The 14713-nt window shown below is 65.7% G+C and carries 18 protein-coding genes; 2 read left to right on the forward strand and 16 right to left on the reverse strand.

The window, feature by feature from the left end:
• Positions 1–3: 3 nt before the first annotated feature.
• From QMZ16_RS05310 to QMZ16_RS05385, 16 genes are all read right to left on the reverse strand, one after another.
• Positions 4–2187 (reverse strand): phage tail tape measure C-terminal domain-containing protein, encoded by a 2184-nt coding sequence (locus QMZ16_RS05310; protein ID WP_282602418.1) that lies wholly within the window; start codon positions 2185–2187, stop codon positions 4–6.
• 1 nt (position 2188) lies between these two features.
• The gene (locus tag QMZ16_RS05315; protein ID WP_282602419.1) at positions 2189–2368 is read right to left on the reverse strand and encodes a hypothetical protein; all 180 of its coding nucleotides are present in this window, start codon (positions 2366–2368) and stop codon (positions 2189–2191) included.
• Positions 2369–2394: 26 nt separating this feature from the next.
• Positions 2395–2844: a hypothetical protein gene (locus tag QMZ16_RS05320; protein ID WP_282602420.1), complete on the reverse strand. Its 450-nt coding sequence runs from the start codon at positions 2842–2844 to the stop codon at positions 2395–2397.
• A 4-nt stretch (positions 2845–2848) separates the two neighbouring features.
• The gene (locus QMZ16_RS05325; RefSeq protein ID WP_282602421.1) at positions 2849–3787 is read right to left on the reverse strand and encodes a phage tail tube protein; all 939 of its coding nucleotides are present in this window, start codon (positions 3785–3787) and stop codon (positions 2849–2851) included.
• Positions 3788–3812: 25 nt separating this feature from the next.
• A complete protein-coding gene (locus QMZ16_RS05330; RefSeq protein ID WP_282602422.1) occupies positions 3813–4232 on the reverse strand; it encodes an acyl-CoA transferase in 420 nt (139 codons plus the stop codon).
• 98 nt (positions 4233–4330) lie between these two features.
• A complete protein-coding gene (locus tag QMZ16_RS05335) occupies positions 4331–4714 on the reverse strand; it encodes a hypothetical protein (RefSeq protein ID WP_282602423.1) in 384 nt (127 codons plus the stop codon).
• Positions 4715–4719: 5 nt separating this feature from the next.
• On the reverse strand, positions 4720–5421 hold the full coding sequence (locus QMZ16_RS05340) for a hypothetical protein (protein WP_282602424.1): 702 nt from the start codon (positions 5419–5421) through the stop codon (positions 4720–4722).
• A 105-nt stretch (positions 5422–5526) separates the two neighbouring features.
• Positions 5527–6153: a DUF6441 family protein gene (locus QMZ16_RS05345; protein WP_282602425.1), complete on the reverse strand. Its 627-nt coding sequence runs from the start codon at positions 6151–6153 to the stop codon at positions 5527–5529.
• Positions 6150–6464, reverse strand: a complete 315-nt coding sequence (locus QMZ16_RS05350; protein ID WP_282602426.1) for a hypothetical protein — start codon at positions 6462–6464, stop codon at positions 6150–6152. The genes QMZ16_RS05345 and QMZ16_RS05350 overlap by 4 nt, the downstream gene beginning before the upstream one ends.
• Before the next feature lie 6 nt (positions 6465–6470).
• Positions 6471–7493, reverse strand: coding sequence for a major capsid protein (locus QMZ16_RS05355; protein WP_282602427.1), 1023 nt, complete (start codon positions 7491–7493; stop codon positions 6471–6473).
• A gap of 58 nt (positions 7494–7551) precedes the next feature.
• Entirely contained in the window at positions 7552–7932 is a 381-nt protein-coding gene (locus QMZ16_RS05360) for a head decoration protein (protein ID WP_282602428.1), read from the reverse strand.
• A gap of 26 nt (positions 7933–7958) precedes the next feature.
• Complete coding sequence (locus tag QMZ16_RS05365; RefSeq protein WP_282602429.1) at positions 7959–9326, reverse strand: S49 family peptidase; 1368 nt, start codon at positions 9324–9326, stop codon at positions 7959–7961.
• Entirely contained in the window at positions 9326–10834 is a 1509-nt protein-coding gene (locus QMZ16_RS05370) for a phage portal protein (protein ID WP_282602430.1), read from the reverse strand. The genes QMZ16_RS05365 and QMZ16_RS05370 overlap by 1 nt, the downstream gene beginning before the upstream one ends.
• A gap of 3 nt (positions 10835–10837) precedes the next feature.
• Complete coding sequence (locus tag QMZ16_RS05375; RefSeq protein WP_282602431.1) at positions 10838–11050, reverse strand: hypothetical protein; 213 nt, start codon at positions 11048–11050, stop codon at positions 10838–10840.
• A gap of 3 nt (positions 11051–11053) precedes the next feature.
• Positions 11054–13096, reverse strand: a complete 2043-nt coding sequence (locus tag QMZ16_RS05380; RefSeq protein ID WP_282602432.1) for a phage terminase large subunit family protein — start codon at positions 13094–13096, stop codon at positions 11054–11056.
• The gene (locus QMZ16_RS05385; RefSeq protein ID WP_282602433.1) at positions 13044–13637 is read right to left on the reverse strand and encodes a hypothetical protein; all 594 of its coding nucleotides are present in this window, start codon (positions 13635–13637) and stop codon (positions 13044–13046) included. The genes QMZ16_RS05380 and QMZ16_RS05385 overlap by 53 nt, the downstream gene beginning before the upstream one ends.
• Before the next feature lie 124 nt (positions 13638–13761).
• On the opposite strand from QMZ16_RS05385, the gene QMZ16_RS05390 reads away from it, so the two are divergent.
• Positions 13762–13989 carry a hypothetical protein gene (locus QMZ16_RS05390; protein WP_282602434.1) on the forward strand — a complete coding sequence of 76 codons (228 nt, stop codon included), beginning with the start codon at positions 13762–13764 and terminating at the stop codon, positions 13987–13989.
• 140 nt (positions 13990–14129) lie between these two features.
• Complete coding sequence (locus tag QMZ16_RS05395; protein ID WP_282602435.1) at positions 14130–14678, forward strand: DUF3489 domain-containing protein; 549 nt, start codon at positions 14130–14132, stop codon at positions 14676–14678.
• Positions 14679–14713 lie beyond the last annotated feature (35 nt).

Genomic DNA, 14713 nt, shown 5'->3' on the forward strand with positions numbered 1-14713 from the left:
TTCTCATAATCCGCGTCGGCCCAGCGAGACGGCACGGGCAATGTCGGCGCCGATCTGGGTGCGGGATTGCCGGAAGCTTTCTGCGTCGCGGGCGTTGATGTTGACGGCGATGCCCTTGCCGTAATCCTGCGCCTCGCGGCGCGACAGCACCCGTTCGCCGCGCTGGAGGATCGCGGGCACTTCGTCATGACGCAGCCCGACCATGCCACCGCTATGCATGCGTGGTGCGCCTGCGAAGGCGAGTGCCGGGACCATGCGGCCTGGACCCGTGGCGCCAACCATGCCGCCCGCGTGCATGATGCTGGCGAAAATCCCGCCCGCGCCGCCCAGCGCGCCGGAAAGGGCATTGGCAATCGGCCCCAGCAGGAAGCGTCGCGCGGCCAGTTTTGACAGGTCGGCTAGCAGCGAGGTGACCAGATCGCGAAAGTCGAGCTTGCCGGTCTTCACGAATTCCCCGACCGCACTCTCCGCACTCTGGAACGCGCTGACCAGCGCCTGGCCGATATCGGCACCGATGTCTTTGGCTTTCTTCGCATAGTCCGACAGCGCCTCTGTCACGGCTTTCCAGCCGGTGGCCGTGGCCTCGGTCGCTGGCCTGACCTCTTCCGCCGCCGCTTTGCCTGCGGCCCCGGCGTCCTTTGCGGCAGCACCCGCGCCGGTGGCGGCTGTTTCGACATCGCCCAGTGCATCCTCATAGCGCCCGGCAGCTTCTGTCGCCACGTCCAGCGCCGCGCCACCGGCATCATCTTCGCCGCCCGACATTGCCGCGCGCAGGGCATCCATGGCCGGGCCGACGCCATCGAAGGCGGAAGCCCGGCTGGAACTGGCCCGGTCGCGGTAGCGACCCGCCATGTGACCGGCATTGCTGGCCGAATGCTCCAGCATCGAGGCCCGGCCCAGCGCCTCGAACACATCGATCCGGGTGTCGGAGCCGATCTCTTCGGCCACCTTGTTGAAGGTTGGGCCAATCATGCCGAGAAAATCCGCCCATTTCCCGGCAAGGAAGGCCATCAGCCGGGTCCAGATCGCCTCGATCTCCGATTGCATGGCCCGGAAATCGTCGGCGAAGGACAAGGCGGTGGTCTTGATGCCTTCCCAGACGGCCTTGGCCACATCGCCCATCAGCGCCATGGCATGGCCAAAGCCGCCTGCGCCCCTGACCAGCTTCGTGAACTGATAGATCAGCTCGCCCGCTCCGACGATCAGGGCGCCGATGCCAGTGCGGATTAGCGCGCCGCGCAGAACCACCAGCGCTGTCGCGAGACCCCGGACCGAAAGCGCGGCCGCTGCCAGACCTGCCACCCAGCGGCCGGCCATGAACGCGGCGAAACTGGCCGCATAGGTGGACAGCCTTCCGATCTGGTCGAAGAGGCCAGAGATCGCCATGCCAAGCGGGCCAGTGCGGCTGGCCAGCGCCGCCATGGCATCGGCGACAGCTTCCAGCGCGGGCGCTGCGGCAACCGCCAGCTGGTTCGACAGGCCCCGCCAGACCAGTCCGAGCCGCGAGATCGCGTCATTCGTGCGCTCGATCCTGTCGGCATCCTGTTCCGAGACCACGACCCCGAAAGCCCGGACATCTTCCGTCGCCTGGCGCAGCGTCGCGGTGTCGATCCGCGCCATGGCGATGGAGCCTTCCTCGCCGAAGAGCTGTCCCGCGACGGCGGCGCGCTGTGCGACCGGCACGAAGGCTTCGATGGCGGCATTGATCGAGCCGACGCGCTGGTCCAGGGGCAGGGCCAGCAACTCGCCTGCCGTGAGGCCCAGATGCGCCAGCGCCTCCGCCGCTGGACCGCCGCCTGCCGCTGCCTGGCTCAGCCGCCGCGTTAGATCCTTGGTCGCCTGCTCGATCCCGGACATCGACACGCCGGCGAGTTCGCCCGCACGTTCCAGCGTCTGGATTGATGCGACGGTTGTGCCGAGAGATTGGGCGAGCTTGGCCTGCGCATCCACCGTCTGGAGACCCGACCGGACCATGGCGACGCCAGCGGCCGTGGCGGCGGCAACTGCAGCGGCAGCAGCGACACCGACCTTCCGCGTGAACCCGGCCATGCGGGCATTCGCCGCCTCCATCTCGCGCGACAGCCGCCCGAAGCCGCGTGACCCGGCCTCGCCGACACCTTCCAGCTCGGCGCGCACCTGCCGCCCGCCCACCGCCGCGAGGCGGACGCTCACACGTTTCTCGGCCATGTCATCGTTCCATCTGTTCGTTTATCTTCCGGACCATCACCGCTTCGATGATGGGCAGCAGTTCTGCCGCCGCTGGGGCGCGGATGCCCAGCGCCGCCGCCAGACCCAGCGCGGCAGTCAGATCCCAGCCGATCACCGCGCCCGGCAGCACACGCAGTTGACCGCCAAGCCGCCCGACCAAATCCCAGACCTGCCAGCCCTCATAAGTCAGCGGCTGGTTTTGCCGCGTCGGGCAGTCTTCGCAGCATTGCGTACAGGCCGCGCAGTAGCTGTCGCCCCCACCGAGGGACCACTCGGCGAGGGCGCGGAGACGTTTTTTTCCTGTTCCAGCAGCAGGCCCCTTGAGACATAGACCAACTGGAACGCCTCGAAGATCGGCCAGACATTCAGCAGGGCATTGATGGCATCGGGGCTGGGGTCGATGACATTGCCCGCGGCATCGCCGACGCCTTCCCAGTCCAGCACCGCGCGGCGGGCCAGTGCCTTGGCGAAGATCAGAGCACGCTCTTCGTCGCTGGTTGCTTCGGGAACCGCCGCGACATCCGGATCGCTACGGGTGGCGACCATCAGGGCGGTGGTTAGCGGACGCAGCTGCACCCGGACGCCGAGCGCCAGATCGTGCCAGCGCGGTTCATTGCTCAAGTCGAGTGTCAGCATGGTCTCAGTATTCCTCGCGGTCGTTGATCAGGGTGGCGGTGCACATGCGGCCCAAGATGCTGTCGCGCGCGGCCTGCCAGTCGAATGTGGCCTGCACGCCTTGCGGCCCGGAAATCTCGATCCGGGGGCGAGGCAGGTAGACGGCATGGACGGTGAAACTGAAGCTCTCCCCCGAGGGCAGGGCATAGGAAAATTCCAGCGCGCAGGGATCGCCAGTGATGGCTTGGGTCACCAGCGTGCTGTCGGCGAACCTGACCTCAATGGAGCCGGTCAGGGCCGCAATGGACGGATCGGCGCCATCGATGCGGCCATCGGCGCGGATGGTCTCGATCCGGTCGAGATTGTTGGCATAGGTGATCTGGGCCGAGACGACATTGCCCAGCGCCGCGCCGTTGCGGGTGATCGATCCGTTGAAATGGCCGAAGCGCTTCAGATCGATGTTGGCGGGCGTGCCGGCGCTGCTGACGGTCCCAATGGTCTCGCCCTGCGCGACCAGCCGGGCCGTGGCGGTCAACAGACCGGAGCGCTGCATTTGCCAGTTGAGCTGATCCAGCACGCAGCCGGAATAGATCGCATAGCGCGGCACCTCGGGCATGTCGGTCTCGATGGAGAGGCTGGGCAGGGACCAGGCGCCCGAGCGGAATTCATGCGTCCACGGTCCGGTGCCGGTGGTGACCGGGTCTCCGAACGCTGCCTTCAGCCAGAAGCCGAAGGCTTCCGCATCGATGGGCACGACCACATCGCCATCGGCCGTTACCGCATCCTTGATCGGCGCCAGCGGATCGCGACCGTAGCCCAACAGTTCGGAGTTCAGAAGCGGCTGTTCGGCCCCGAGCGTGGTGCTGGCAAACGGCATTTTGGTATAACCGCCCGCAGGCGGCGTGCCATAGACGGTCTCGAACGCAAGCGACATCTGCGCCCGCGCCCCTTGGGCTCGTGCCATCGTGTTCTCCTGATTTTAGGGTAGGTCAGCCGAGCGGGTCGGCGGTGGTGTAATGCAGGATGATGGGGATCACCGCTGCCTTCAGGCTGGCCGCGCCCTCGACGGGCAGATCGACCGGGCGCGGTGCTTCCGCCTCGACCCAGTCGCAGAACCCGCCCAGCGTGCGGTCGGCGGCGATTGCCGTTCCGATGCTGGCGCAGAGGGCGTCAAAGGACGCATCACGGTCGGCGCCCTGCACGACAGCCTCGATCTCGGCGCGGTGCTGGTAGTGATAGGTCAGCGGCGACAGTGTCACCTCGGGTTCGTCCGGTTCGCCGTCACGCAGGATCAGCAGGCCCTCAAGGGGCACGCGTTCAGGCAGGACGTCGCCGCGCAGGGCAGTTGCGGGCAGCGTTGAAAGACGCGCCTGCAACGCGCTAAGGATGGTTTCGCGGAGGGTCGGCATTTCTTTGGCCTATAATGGATAAGGTTGCCGAAAAACCTGTTGGAGTTTTCTCGACTTGAAAGCAGAGCCAGACCGGTGCGGCGTGCCGCAACCGGCAATCAGATCTGGTTGAGCTTGGTGCTCTTCATTGGGATCTCGAACATTGCACCGCCGCCGACCAGTTCTGCCTGCTTCTCAATCGTTTCCCAGAGGGCCATCAGCCGCTCCATCTGCTTGGTCAGTTTTGCCTTCTGCAGTCCAGATGCAAAGAAGAAGCCGACCAGCTTGGATCCTTTGAATGCCTGTTGTTCGGCTTTGTTCTTAGCAATCCGTCGATCTGCGGAGATGATGATCCAATGACCCTCTGAATGAAGCGCGGCAATCCATTCGGTATCTTTTACCGCAGGGCCAAACTTGTCCCTCAGATGGATGATTTCGTGCGTTCCTGCGAAAAGGGCTGAGAGCGCCTTCGCCATGGCCGGGGGGAGGTTTTCATCAACCATCACCTTCAAGCGGCCAACAGCTCCTCATGGAACCTGACAGCATCCTGAACGACGGATTTGTCGACTTCATACAATGCCGCGACGCGTGCGACGGAGCCCTCGGCCTTCACGGCGTCAGCCAGCACGATGGTTGGCACGCCCGAAGCTGCAGCCACCGGTTGACCGAATGATCGGGTCGGATCGACAACGATACTGTCCTTGCCGCGATACGGCCGCCACCTCGCGACAATGTCGCCTTCGAGGTCCAGATCCTTGAAGCTCTGCTCGACGACCTGCTTGAAAACATACTGCTTTTCCTTGAGGTCAAGCAATTTAGGCTCGCCTGCAGCTTCGAGACTTTCCAGAAAGATGGTCCTGCCATCGGTTCTGAAGCGCCCTGACGAAAACGGTCGGTCAGTTTCGATGCATTGCCGGGCATAGTCCAAGCAGTTGCGAACGGCCTTCAGTCCGATTCCCTTTTCAAGGAAAGCTCTCACGAAGCGGAGCTCAATCAGATCGCGGAAACTCAGCTCGATGTCATCGTCGAGCTTGGGAATGTCCGGCGTCCAGAGTGGCGGCACATGCCGGATTTCATCGTCTCGCCTGTAGTCATAGCCACCCAACCACCGCCGCAAGTTTCGCGGCGGTGCCTTCAGGAGCTTCGCTGCGTCGGCCACCGAGTAAAGGCCAACCCCAACGAATTCATGAATGGGCGTCTGTTGGTTCATTATCCCAGTTTGTAGCGCCGCTGGCGCTGGACGCAACAGGAATGCTGGCTGGGTATTGTTCCGCCAAACTGCTGCGGCGACGGATTCTGGCTCGGTTGCGCTCCTTCACCGTCTCTCAACCCACTTTCCCACGATCCTCCCGGGCACCGCGTCGGCCGCCCGCTCCGCATCCCGTGTCAGATCCAGCCGCTTGGGCAGCCTGACCTGCGGCACCAACAGGAAGATCGGCACGGTTACGCGGCCGCGACCGGTCTTTGACCGTGACGCCACAGCCCGTCCCTTGGTATTCAGCCGCCCTTCGGCGACCAGCAAGCTCGGCCCGGGCCTGCGATAGACGAAGCGCAGCCGCAGCCCGGTCCGGCGCTCCCATTCGCTGGGGGTGATGCGCCCGCCGCGCAGGGATTTTCCGGCGGGCTCAAGCGGGATTGCCAGCCAGAAGCCGTCGCGGGAGCGGATCAGTGGTCCGGCATTATGGGCGCCAACAATCACCGGCGCCTTGGACCAGACCAGTGCAGTTGCGTTCAGGCTCTCGCCCGCTTTCGGATAGGTGGCATTGCGGATCGAATATGCCAGCCGCCGTCCGAGCCCAGCCCCGGTGATCTGCCCGCGCCATGCGGTTTTCAGGCCCAGGCCAGCTTCGCGCATGGCGCCAGTCACGGCTTTTTCGCCGGCCTCGATCTCGGCCTGCATCATCGCGAAGAGATCGGGATCGATGTCGAGCTTCAACCTCATGCCGGCAGCAGTTCTACGGTCCAGATCAGCCGGTCGCGGTCGCGGATGGGCTCGCCTTGGATCGCAAAGCTCTCGGCGCCGATGACGATCAGATCGCCCGACCGGGGGGCGGGGAGATCGCTGATCCGGATATCGGCGGTGAGGGTCTCGGACAGGATCTGCGCCGATCCGAATTCGGTGATCCGGTCCGGCGCGCGTCGGATGAGGCGGATCGGGCGCTCCTCCGATGTGCCCGCCGCGATCCAGACAGCGGAGATGCCCATATCGGGATGGCCGAAAATGCGATCCATGGCGGCGGCAAAAGCGTTCATGGTCGATCAGTTCGAGCTGTACAGCCGGATGGCGAGGCGCGGCCGCTTGTTGACCGGCAAGATCGAGGCCTCGGTCATCAGATCGATCCAGCGGCCTTTCGGGTCGAGATGCTGGCGGGCATAGAGCGGCAGGCCGATGGTATTGGCGGTTTCCAGCAGGTTCGCCGGTCCGCCATAGGTCGTAAACGTGTCCATGGTGCCGGTCGGGAAGGCGATGCCTTCGTTTGCCGGGATCAGGCGCTCCGACGCCTTGGTCGAGAGCGTCACTGCAGCCGCATATTCCTCGAAGAGGATGCCGGCGAAGGGGAAGTTGCGACGCACATCCTGCCTGAGCGGCTGGGCGCCGGTCGCGGCGTAGAACTTGTAGGCTTCCTCCGTTTTGGGGTGCGAGATCAGCTTGTCGAAGAATTCGCGGCTGACCAGGGCATGCACGCCCGACATGCTTTCGCCCAAGAGATTGTCCTCGACGGCGCGCAGCACCTCGCGGACCTTGCCCTGAATGTTCGTGCCGGCCGTGCCAAGCACGAAATCTACCGAGATCTGGGCGATGCCGAACTCGGTAAAATAGTTGTAGAGGGTAGTGCCCGCGCCATCCTTCACGATGCCGCGCAACGCGTTCATCTCCATATATTCGCGGGTCTGGGCATGCTTGCGGCGCATCAGGGTCAGTTTTCGGGTCATCACCGCAACCAGCGGGTCGGCCTCGTCAATCGCGCCAATGGCGGGCACACCCTGAATATCAGCGGGCAGGATCACATCGTCATGCGGGATCCAGGGCAGGGCAAAGCTGCGCATGGCGCGGCCCTCGCGCGAGCCGACGGTGGCGGGACCGCCCAGCGGCACCGAGGGCAGAAGGTTCAACACGCCTTCGATCTGTTCGATGATGACGCTGCGCTGGGAGACGCCCTCGAAGCGGAAGAGACCCAGTTCGCCGAGGCGGGTATAGAGGTTCGGCAGGATATTGATGGCCTGCGTCATCTCGGCCAGCGAATAGCCGCCGGCATCGAAGGGATTGCGGATGATGGTCATGGGGAAACCTTGTCGGGAGGAAGGATGAGAGAGGGGGCGCTGTTGCCGCAGCCGCCGGTCAGGCGCTGTCGCGGATGACGATGCCCAGCGCGGTCAGTTCCGCGTGCTTGGCAGCGATCTTGGCCGCGTCATCGACGCTGCCATCGTAGAAGAGCGCGTCACGCGACAGGATCGCCGGGCCCCGCGCCAGCAGGATGCCGGTGGCTTCAGACAGGCGGGTATCGACCGGATAGAGCAGAATGCCAGCGGCCTCCTCGGCCCCATCACTGCCGTCATGGCTGGCGAAGGTGTACTGGCCGCTGGTGGTGATGCGGCCCAGAACCGCACCGGCCGGGTATTCCGTGCCCTCGGCCAAGATGATGGTCTCGCGGGTATAGTTGGGGTTCAGCTCATATTTGAGCGCATCGCCCATGGAGGGCGGCTGGGTCAGGACGGGCATTGGGGTCTCCGGAAGGTATCAGGCGATCAGCGCTGGGCGCTGTCGGCGGATTTGCGGGCGGCCGCCACGAGCGGGCTCGGCTTGTTTGTGGGCGTGGGCGCGCTGGCCAGAATGCCGCTGGCGTCGCTCTTGGCAGCAAGGCTGTCTAGGATCTGGCCGCGCAGGGCATCGGGATTCACTCCACGCCGGACCGCATCGGCGGCGTCCAGGGCGACGCCCAGCTTTGCCGCCTGGGCGCAGATCGAGGCCACTTCGGCGGCCTCAGTGCGGATGGCATCGGCGGTGGCATCGACCGGTGCGGCGCCGGGCGCGGGCGGTTCCTGTGCCGTCGGCGTGGCCTCTGCACCGGGCGCGGCGGCGTTCGGCTCTTGCTGGTCCGGTGTCCGGGCATCTTCATCCGTCTGATCAGTCATGATCATCTCCTGCTTGGGGTGGGGTGGTGAAAGGGTTTGGCGCTGCGGCGTGCGAGCGACCGGCATTGCCGGGCAGCCGAGACTGTTGGCAAAGGCGCGGAACGCGGTGCGGGGATCGGCCACGGCATCGGCGAGACCGGCCTCGACGGCAGCCGCACCGCGGTAGATCGCGGCTTCGGTGGCCAGTGCGGCGTTCGTGCCGAGCCGGTTGCCACGCCCGGCGGCGACGGTTTCCGCGAAGAGCATCCGCAGATCCTCCAGCTCGGCCTGCAGCCGGTTGCGGATAGCTTCGGGCAGTGCGGCATAGGGATTGCCGTCACCTTTCCGCGCGCCAGCATGGATCAGTGTCACCGCCACGCCCTTCTGGGCCAGCATGCCGGACATGTCGGTGTGCATGGTGATGACACCGATACTGCCCGCCGCCCCGGTGCGGGGCAGGGTGATACGATCCGCCTGCGAGGCAAGCGCATAGCCCGCCGACAGCGCATGCTCGGCGAGAAAGGCGTGCACCGGTTTTTTGGTCCGCGCGGCACGGATGCGATCGGCGAGATCGAAGACCCCGGCGACCTCGCCGCCAAAGCTGTCGATTTCCAGCGCGATGCCGCGAATGGCGGGGTCATGAACCGCCGCGTCGATCTGGGCCGCAAGCCCCTCGTAGGAGGTGAGGCCCGAGCTCTGGCCGATCCAGGCGCCGCGATGGACCAGCGTTCCGGCAATGGCGATCACCGCCACACCGTCGATCACCGGGAAGGGTGAATCTGCATCATCGCCATGCCGCCCGACAAGATCGCCGCCGATCAACGAGACGCGGGCAGCTTGTCGCGCGGCCGACAGATCGGGCTCGGCGATGGTCACACTGTCAAAGCTGATCTCCTGCCCGGTGATGCGCGGCCCGAGGCCGGAGAGAAACGCCAGCGCCTTGGCGGGGGCAATCATCAGCGGCGTGTCGAAGGCCCGCTGGGCGATCTGGGCATGATGCATCAGCGGTCCTCCCGAAGCTTGGCGTCGTCATCGTCGGTGTCATCAGCATCCGGGTCGTCATCGCTACGATCACCAGCCGGATCGTCTTCCTCGGGCCCGGCCTCACTCTTCGGTCCCTGCGCGGGTGAGCCGGGGCGGCGGAAATCGAGGCCCAGCGCCGCCTCGCGTTTGCGTTCGGCCGCGATCTCGCGGTCGACCTGCTCGGCGTCGTAGCCGCGCTCGGAGATCGCTTGGCTGCGGGATTTGAGCCCGGCCTCGATCTGCAGGATCTCGGCCGAGGCGTCCTTCATCGGATCGACCCAGTCCCAGCGCGTCGGCAGCCAGTTGACCGCCTGAAAGCTGCGCCTGTCGCGATCATAGCCCGGAAGGTCGATGGCACCGGACAGCACCGCCAGGTCCAGCCAGCGCTGCCAGATTGGGCGGCAGAGCTGATGAACGATGACGCTGTGCTGGATCGCCGAGACCCGCCGCCGGAAATCCAGCAGCGCCACGCGGGTGTTGGAAAAGTTGCCGCGCGCGGCATCGCCGGTCAGATAGGGGTAGGGGATGCCCAGCGCCGCCGCGATCTGCAGGAGCGTGCGGTACTGGAAGGGCTCATAGGTGGACCCCGAGTCTGGCGTGGCGGGGGTCGAAACATCCTCGCCCGGATCGAGGCGGACCACCTGACCGGGTTCGACTTCCAGATCCTCTTCCGCCGGTTCCAGTGGGGTTTCCGGGGCGGGCGAGGTGATGAACATCGCGAACATCGCCGCCGTCTTCTTCCGCTCCAGCTCAGCATCGTCATAGAGATCCAGCGTGAACAGCTTCACAATCGCGGGTGCAAACCGCGACACCCCGCGCAACTGACCGGCCTCGACCGGATCGAGGATGTGGATCACCTCGGAGGCCGGCACGCGCACCGTTTCGCCGACGAGGCCGGGATCGGTCAGATCGCCCGGATGGCGGCGCAGGAAGTGATAGGCGACGCGTCGCCCGATGCCGTCGAATTCGATGCCCTGACGGATAGACCCGCCGCCCGGCAGTTCCCGGTTCAGATCCATCGGCAGCATCTCCGAGGGCAGCATCTGCAGCTGCAGCGGCACCGAAAGCCCGTCTTCGGGTCGGCGTGGTCGCAGTCGTAGAAACACCTCGCCCGCCAGAAACAGTTCTCGGGCGGCGCGGCGTTGCAACCCGTAGAAATCGGTCAGACCCTCGGCATCGGCTTCGTCGGTCCAGCCGAGCCAGAGTTTTTGCAGGGCTTCCTTCTGGGCGGCATCGGCGATGGAGGATGATGGTTTGATCCCGTCGCCGACGACATTGCTGGCGAAAGCTTCCACGGCACCCGAGGCATAGCCATTGTTCCGCGCCAGCCAGCGGGCCCGAGCCGTGATGGTCTCGCCCGCGCCCGCGATCAGCGTGTTCACGTGGGCGCGGCTGGCCCGGAATCCGCGCAGGCGGCGGTGCGACTGCGCCGCATCGAACCCGCCGATGATCGCGCCGAGGCGCTGGCGGATGCCGTCGAATGCCATGGATCAGAGCCCTTTCGTGGCCACGGTGCCCCAGCGCCGACGGCGGCTGGTGCCGGATGCCCGGGCAATGCGGGCTTCCAGATCGCTGATCGCGGCTGCCAGTTCCGTGTCGGAACCATAGGTCAGGGTCTTGCCGTCATAGCTGACGCTGCGCAGCCCGCTGAACCGGGCCTCTTGCAGGGCACTCAGAAGCGCCTGCATCCGTTCGGTCTCCATCCCTCACCTCATGAAACGCGGTGTGTAAGTCTGCCTCTTGCGGCGCGGTGTGGTTGGCGGCGTGCCCGCCTGACGGGCAGGCGGGTCCGCTATGGGTTCGGCGGTATCGCTGGTTACTGTCTCGGGTGCCGCGACCCCGGCCTGATCCTCCAGCTGCCGCCACATCCGCTCGTCCCAGCGATCCGCGCCCATGACCCAGGCGGCGGCGCGGGCATAGACGCGGGTGTCGAGCGCCTCGTTGCGTTCGCGCAGCTTCTGCCATTCCTGACGGGCATAGCCGCGCTTGTTGCGGACCGTGACCAGCTGCTCGGCCACCAGCTGCTTCAGCCATTCGCTGTCGGCCCAGTCCGGCAGATGGATCATGCCCGGCGGATCGGGTAGACCCGCCGCACGCTCTTCGTCTGTCGGCCGTTCCAGCCGCAGAAAGCGATAGGTCTCGATCTTGAAGGTGGCCGTGGCGACCGACCAGAGCCGGGCACCACGCCGCAGGCGCTTTCCGCCCACCGTCGCATCGACAAAGGTCGGCCCCGAGACTGGCGTCGCCCGGTTGAAGCCCTCGAGCCCTTTGACGGGTGCGACCTGATCGAACCCCTGCGCTCGCGCCCAGGCGTAAACCGCAGCCGCCTCATAGCCGGTATCCACGGCCAGCTTTGCAATCGGCATCACCGCCCCATTGGCATGCTGCCATGTGCGGCAGAGCAGCTTCGTCAGTTCCGCCCATGCCGCCGGACTGTCCGGCCCGCCCGGGATGACGATGTGATCGATGAGCCAGCTCTGCAGCCCGCGACCCCAGGCCCAGATATCGACCTCGATCCGGTCCTTCTGGATATCGGCCCCAGCGGTCAGGAACAGTCCACCCTCAGGGATCTGGGCACCAAACACCTCGCAGCGGTCGGCCAACCGCTGCCATTCCGGCGCCTCGCCGCGTTCGACCCAGGTCTCGCCCAAGAGCGTGTTGCGGGCTGCGCGCAGCATCTCGTCATTGCCCTGCGCCGCCAGCCATTCCCGGGCGATCTGCTCCCAGCTCTTCCAGCCGATGGGCGAATAAAGCGCCGAGAGGTGATAGCCGACATGATGCGGGTCAGTTGCAATCGCCGTCGCGCGCCATTCGCCAGCTTCCAGCATGGCGGTCTTGTGATGCTCGGCGATCAGCGTATCGCAAGCGTTGCAGGCATAGGCGGCGGTCTCGGGCCGACCCTTTTCCCAGCGCAGGCGTTCGAATTCCAGCCATTGCATCGCCCCGCAATGCGGGCAGGGCACGAAATAGCGCCGCTGATCGCTCGCTTCGAATTCCTGTTCGATCCGGCTGAGCCCCCGGATGGTCGGCGTCGAGACCAGAAATACCTTTCGGCGATGCGCGAAGGTCGTGCTGCGCGCCTCGGCCAGCGTCACCGGATCGCCCTCTTCGTCCGCCGAGGGCGGATAGGCGTCGATCTCGTCGAGAAACAGGTAGCGCGCGGGCATCGAGCGCAGCCCGGTCGCGCTATTGGCGCCAGTCAGGACCAGAATGCCGCCCGGGAATTCCTTGGACAGCATCGAATTCCCGGCATCCCGCGACCGGGCGGGGCTGACCCGTTCCCTGAGCGCGGGCGAATCCGCAATCAGCGGATCGAGCCGCCCGCGCGAGGCGCGTTTCGCCAACTCGACGGTTGGCAGCACCGCCAGCATCGGCCCCGGCGCGTGGTGGATCACAAAACCGATCCAGTTGTTCCCGGCCTCGGTCGCGCCGACCTGCGCGGCCTTCATGAAGCTGATCCGCTGCGCCGGATGGCCAGGCGAGAGCGCATCCATGATCTCGCGCAGATAGGGCGTCCGTGCGGTGCGATAGCGACCGGGCTCGGCTGCCGCGCGCGAGCTGAGCAAGCGGTGTTTGTCCGCCCATTCCGAAACCGTCAGATCGGGATCTGGCCGGATGCCGCGCGACCAGGCGCGCAACATGTCCTCGGCGCCGTCGAAACTCAGGTCGGGGCTGTGATCATCGCTTCCATCGTCATCATTCAAGAGAAACCTTGAGGTCGGCGAGGGCGGCAAGCTGGTCTCGGACATGGGTTTCCAGCACCCTCTGCAGCACCCCGGTGCCGATGCTCATTGCTTCCCCGGTGGTTTTTACCATCTCGGCCGAGAGCTCTGCCGCCATGATCGCGGCAACGCGCGCGGGCCATGTCACCCAGGCATCGCGCTCCTGCCGGGCGAGGCGAAACACCAGCGTCTCGGCCCGCGCCCTGTCGACCAGCACGCCCTTCTTCTTCTGGATGGCGATCTGACGCTCCTGCGCCTGATAGACCGTCAGCGCCGTCCGGGCCTTCAGATAGGAGGAACTGTCGCCAGGACCGGAGATCGACGGGGCCGCGAGATTGGTGTCGAGGCGGGTCGGTCTGCCCGGTGCCGTAGCCTGTCGCGCCGTGCCACCCTTGGACCGGTTCTGCTGATCCGGGTCTGTCGTGGCCGCGCGCCTTGCGTCAGATGCCGCAGCGTCGATGGAGCCGTCGGCGAACAAAACCAGCCGACCGCTTTTCCGCGCCTTCTGGATCGCCCCGCGCGAAATTCCTGCATGGGCCGCATAGGCCCGTTCGCTCATACCCTGCATGGCAGACCCGTCCGAAGATGATGGTGATGTGCATCATAAAGCACGGTTATTGCTCCGAATTCTCTACACTTCGCGGTTCCGCAGAGCGATGCTGCATCAACGAAACGCTGCTCCGGAGACTGAGATGACCCGCCAGACCGCCCGCAACAATGACGCCGCCCTCGCTGCCTTCATCGCGAAAAAGGCGGAAATCGACGCCATGCTGGCCCGGTTGCAGGGCTTCAGCGAGGATCATTTCGGTGCCGACCCGGAGCGGTTGAACTTGAGCGACCTTGGCAGTCTCGAATATCAGGCCCATCTTCTGAAGCAGATCAGCGATTTTGCCTTCGGTGAGGGCGAACACGCCGCCTGACGGGCTGGCCTTCGCCACTTGCTGCGCCCCGCGCGATGCGGGGGTGAGCCCGGACCGTGGCCCCAGTGGGGCCGCGTAAGCCGGGCGAACGCTCCGTAGAAGCCGACCGCAGCCTGCGGCGGCAATCCACGGAGCTTTCCATGACGATACTCACCGAGACGCAGTCCCTGATCATGACCCGCGCCAGCGCCCGGCCGGGCAACCTCGCCCTTCCGCTGCCGGAGGGACTGCATGGCGCTGCGGCGAAGATGGCCATCGGCCGGATGATCAAGCTCGGCTGGATCGAAGAGGTCGAGGTCAACATCCGCCGCAACGAACCGCTCTGGCGTGAGACCGGCGATGGACATGGCACCACGTTGATCGCGACCGAGGCCGGGCTGGACGCCATCGGGATCGATCCGGTCGTGGTCAGGACCATGGCCGGATTGCGGGACGCCAAGCCCGAGGCCATCGCCGCCGCCCAGCGCCCCGGCACGAAACAGGCGCAGTTGATCGCCATGCTGTGGGCGCCCGAGGGTGCGAGTATCGTGGAGATCGCAGAGGCGACGGGCTGGCAGGCGCATAGTATCCGGGGTGCGATTTCCGGCTCGCTGAAGAAGAAGCTGGGGCTGGAGGTGGCGTCAGAGAAGGTCGCCGAGAGGGGCAGGGTCTATCGGCTCGCCGGGCATGTTGGTGCCACGATCCGATAGGATCAGCCCGTCAAATGGCGGCAAAGCGGACAAGG

It is taken from the genome of Paracoccus sp. PARArs4, assembly GCF_947311865.1.
Lineage (GTDB): Bacteria > Pseudomonadota > Alphaproteobacteria > Rhodobacterales > Rhodobacteraceae > Paracoccus > Paracoccus zeaxanthinifaciens.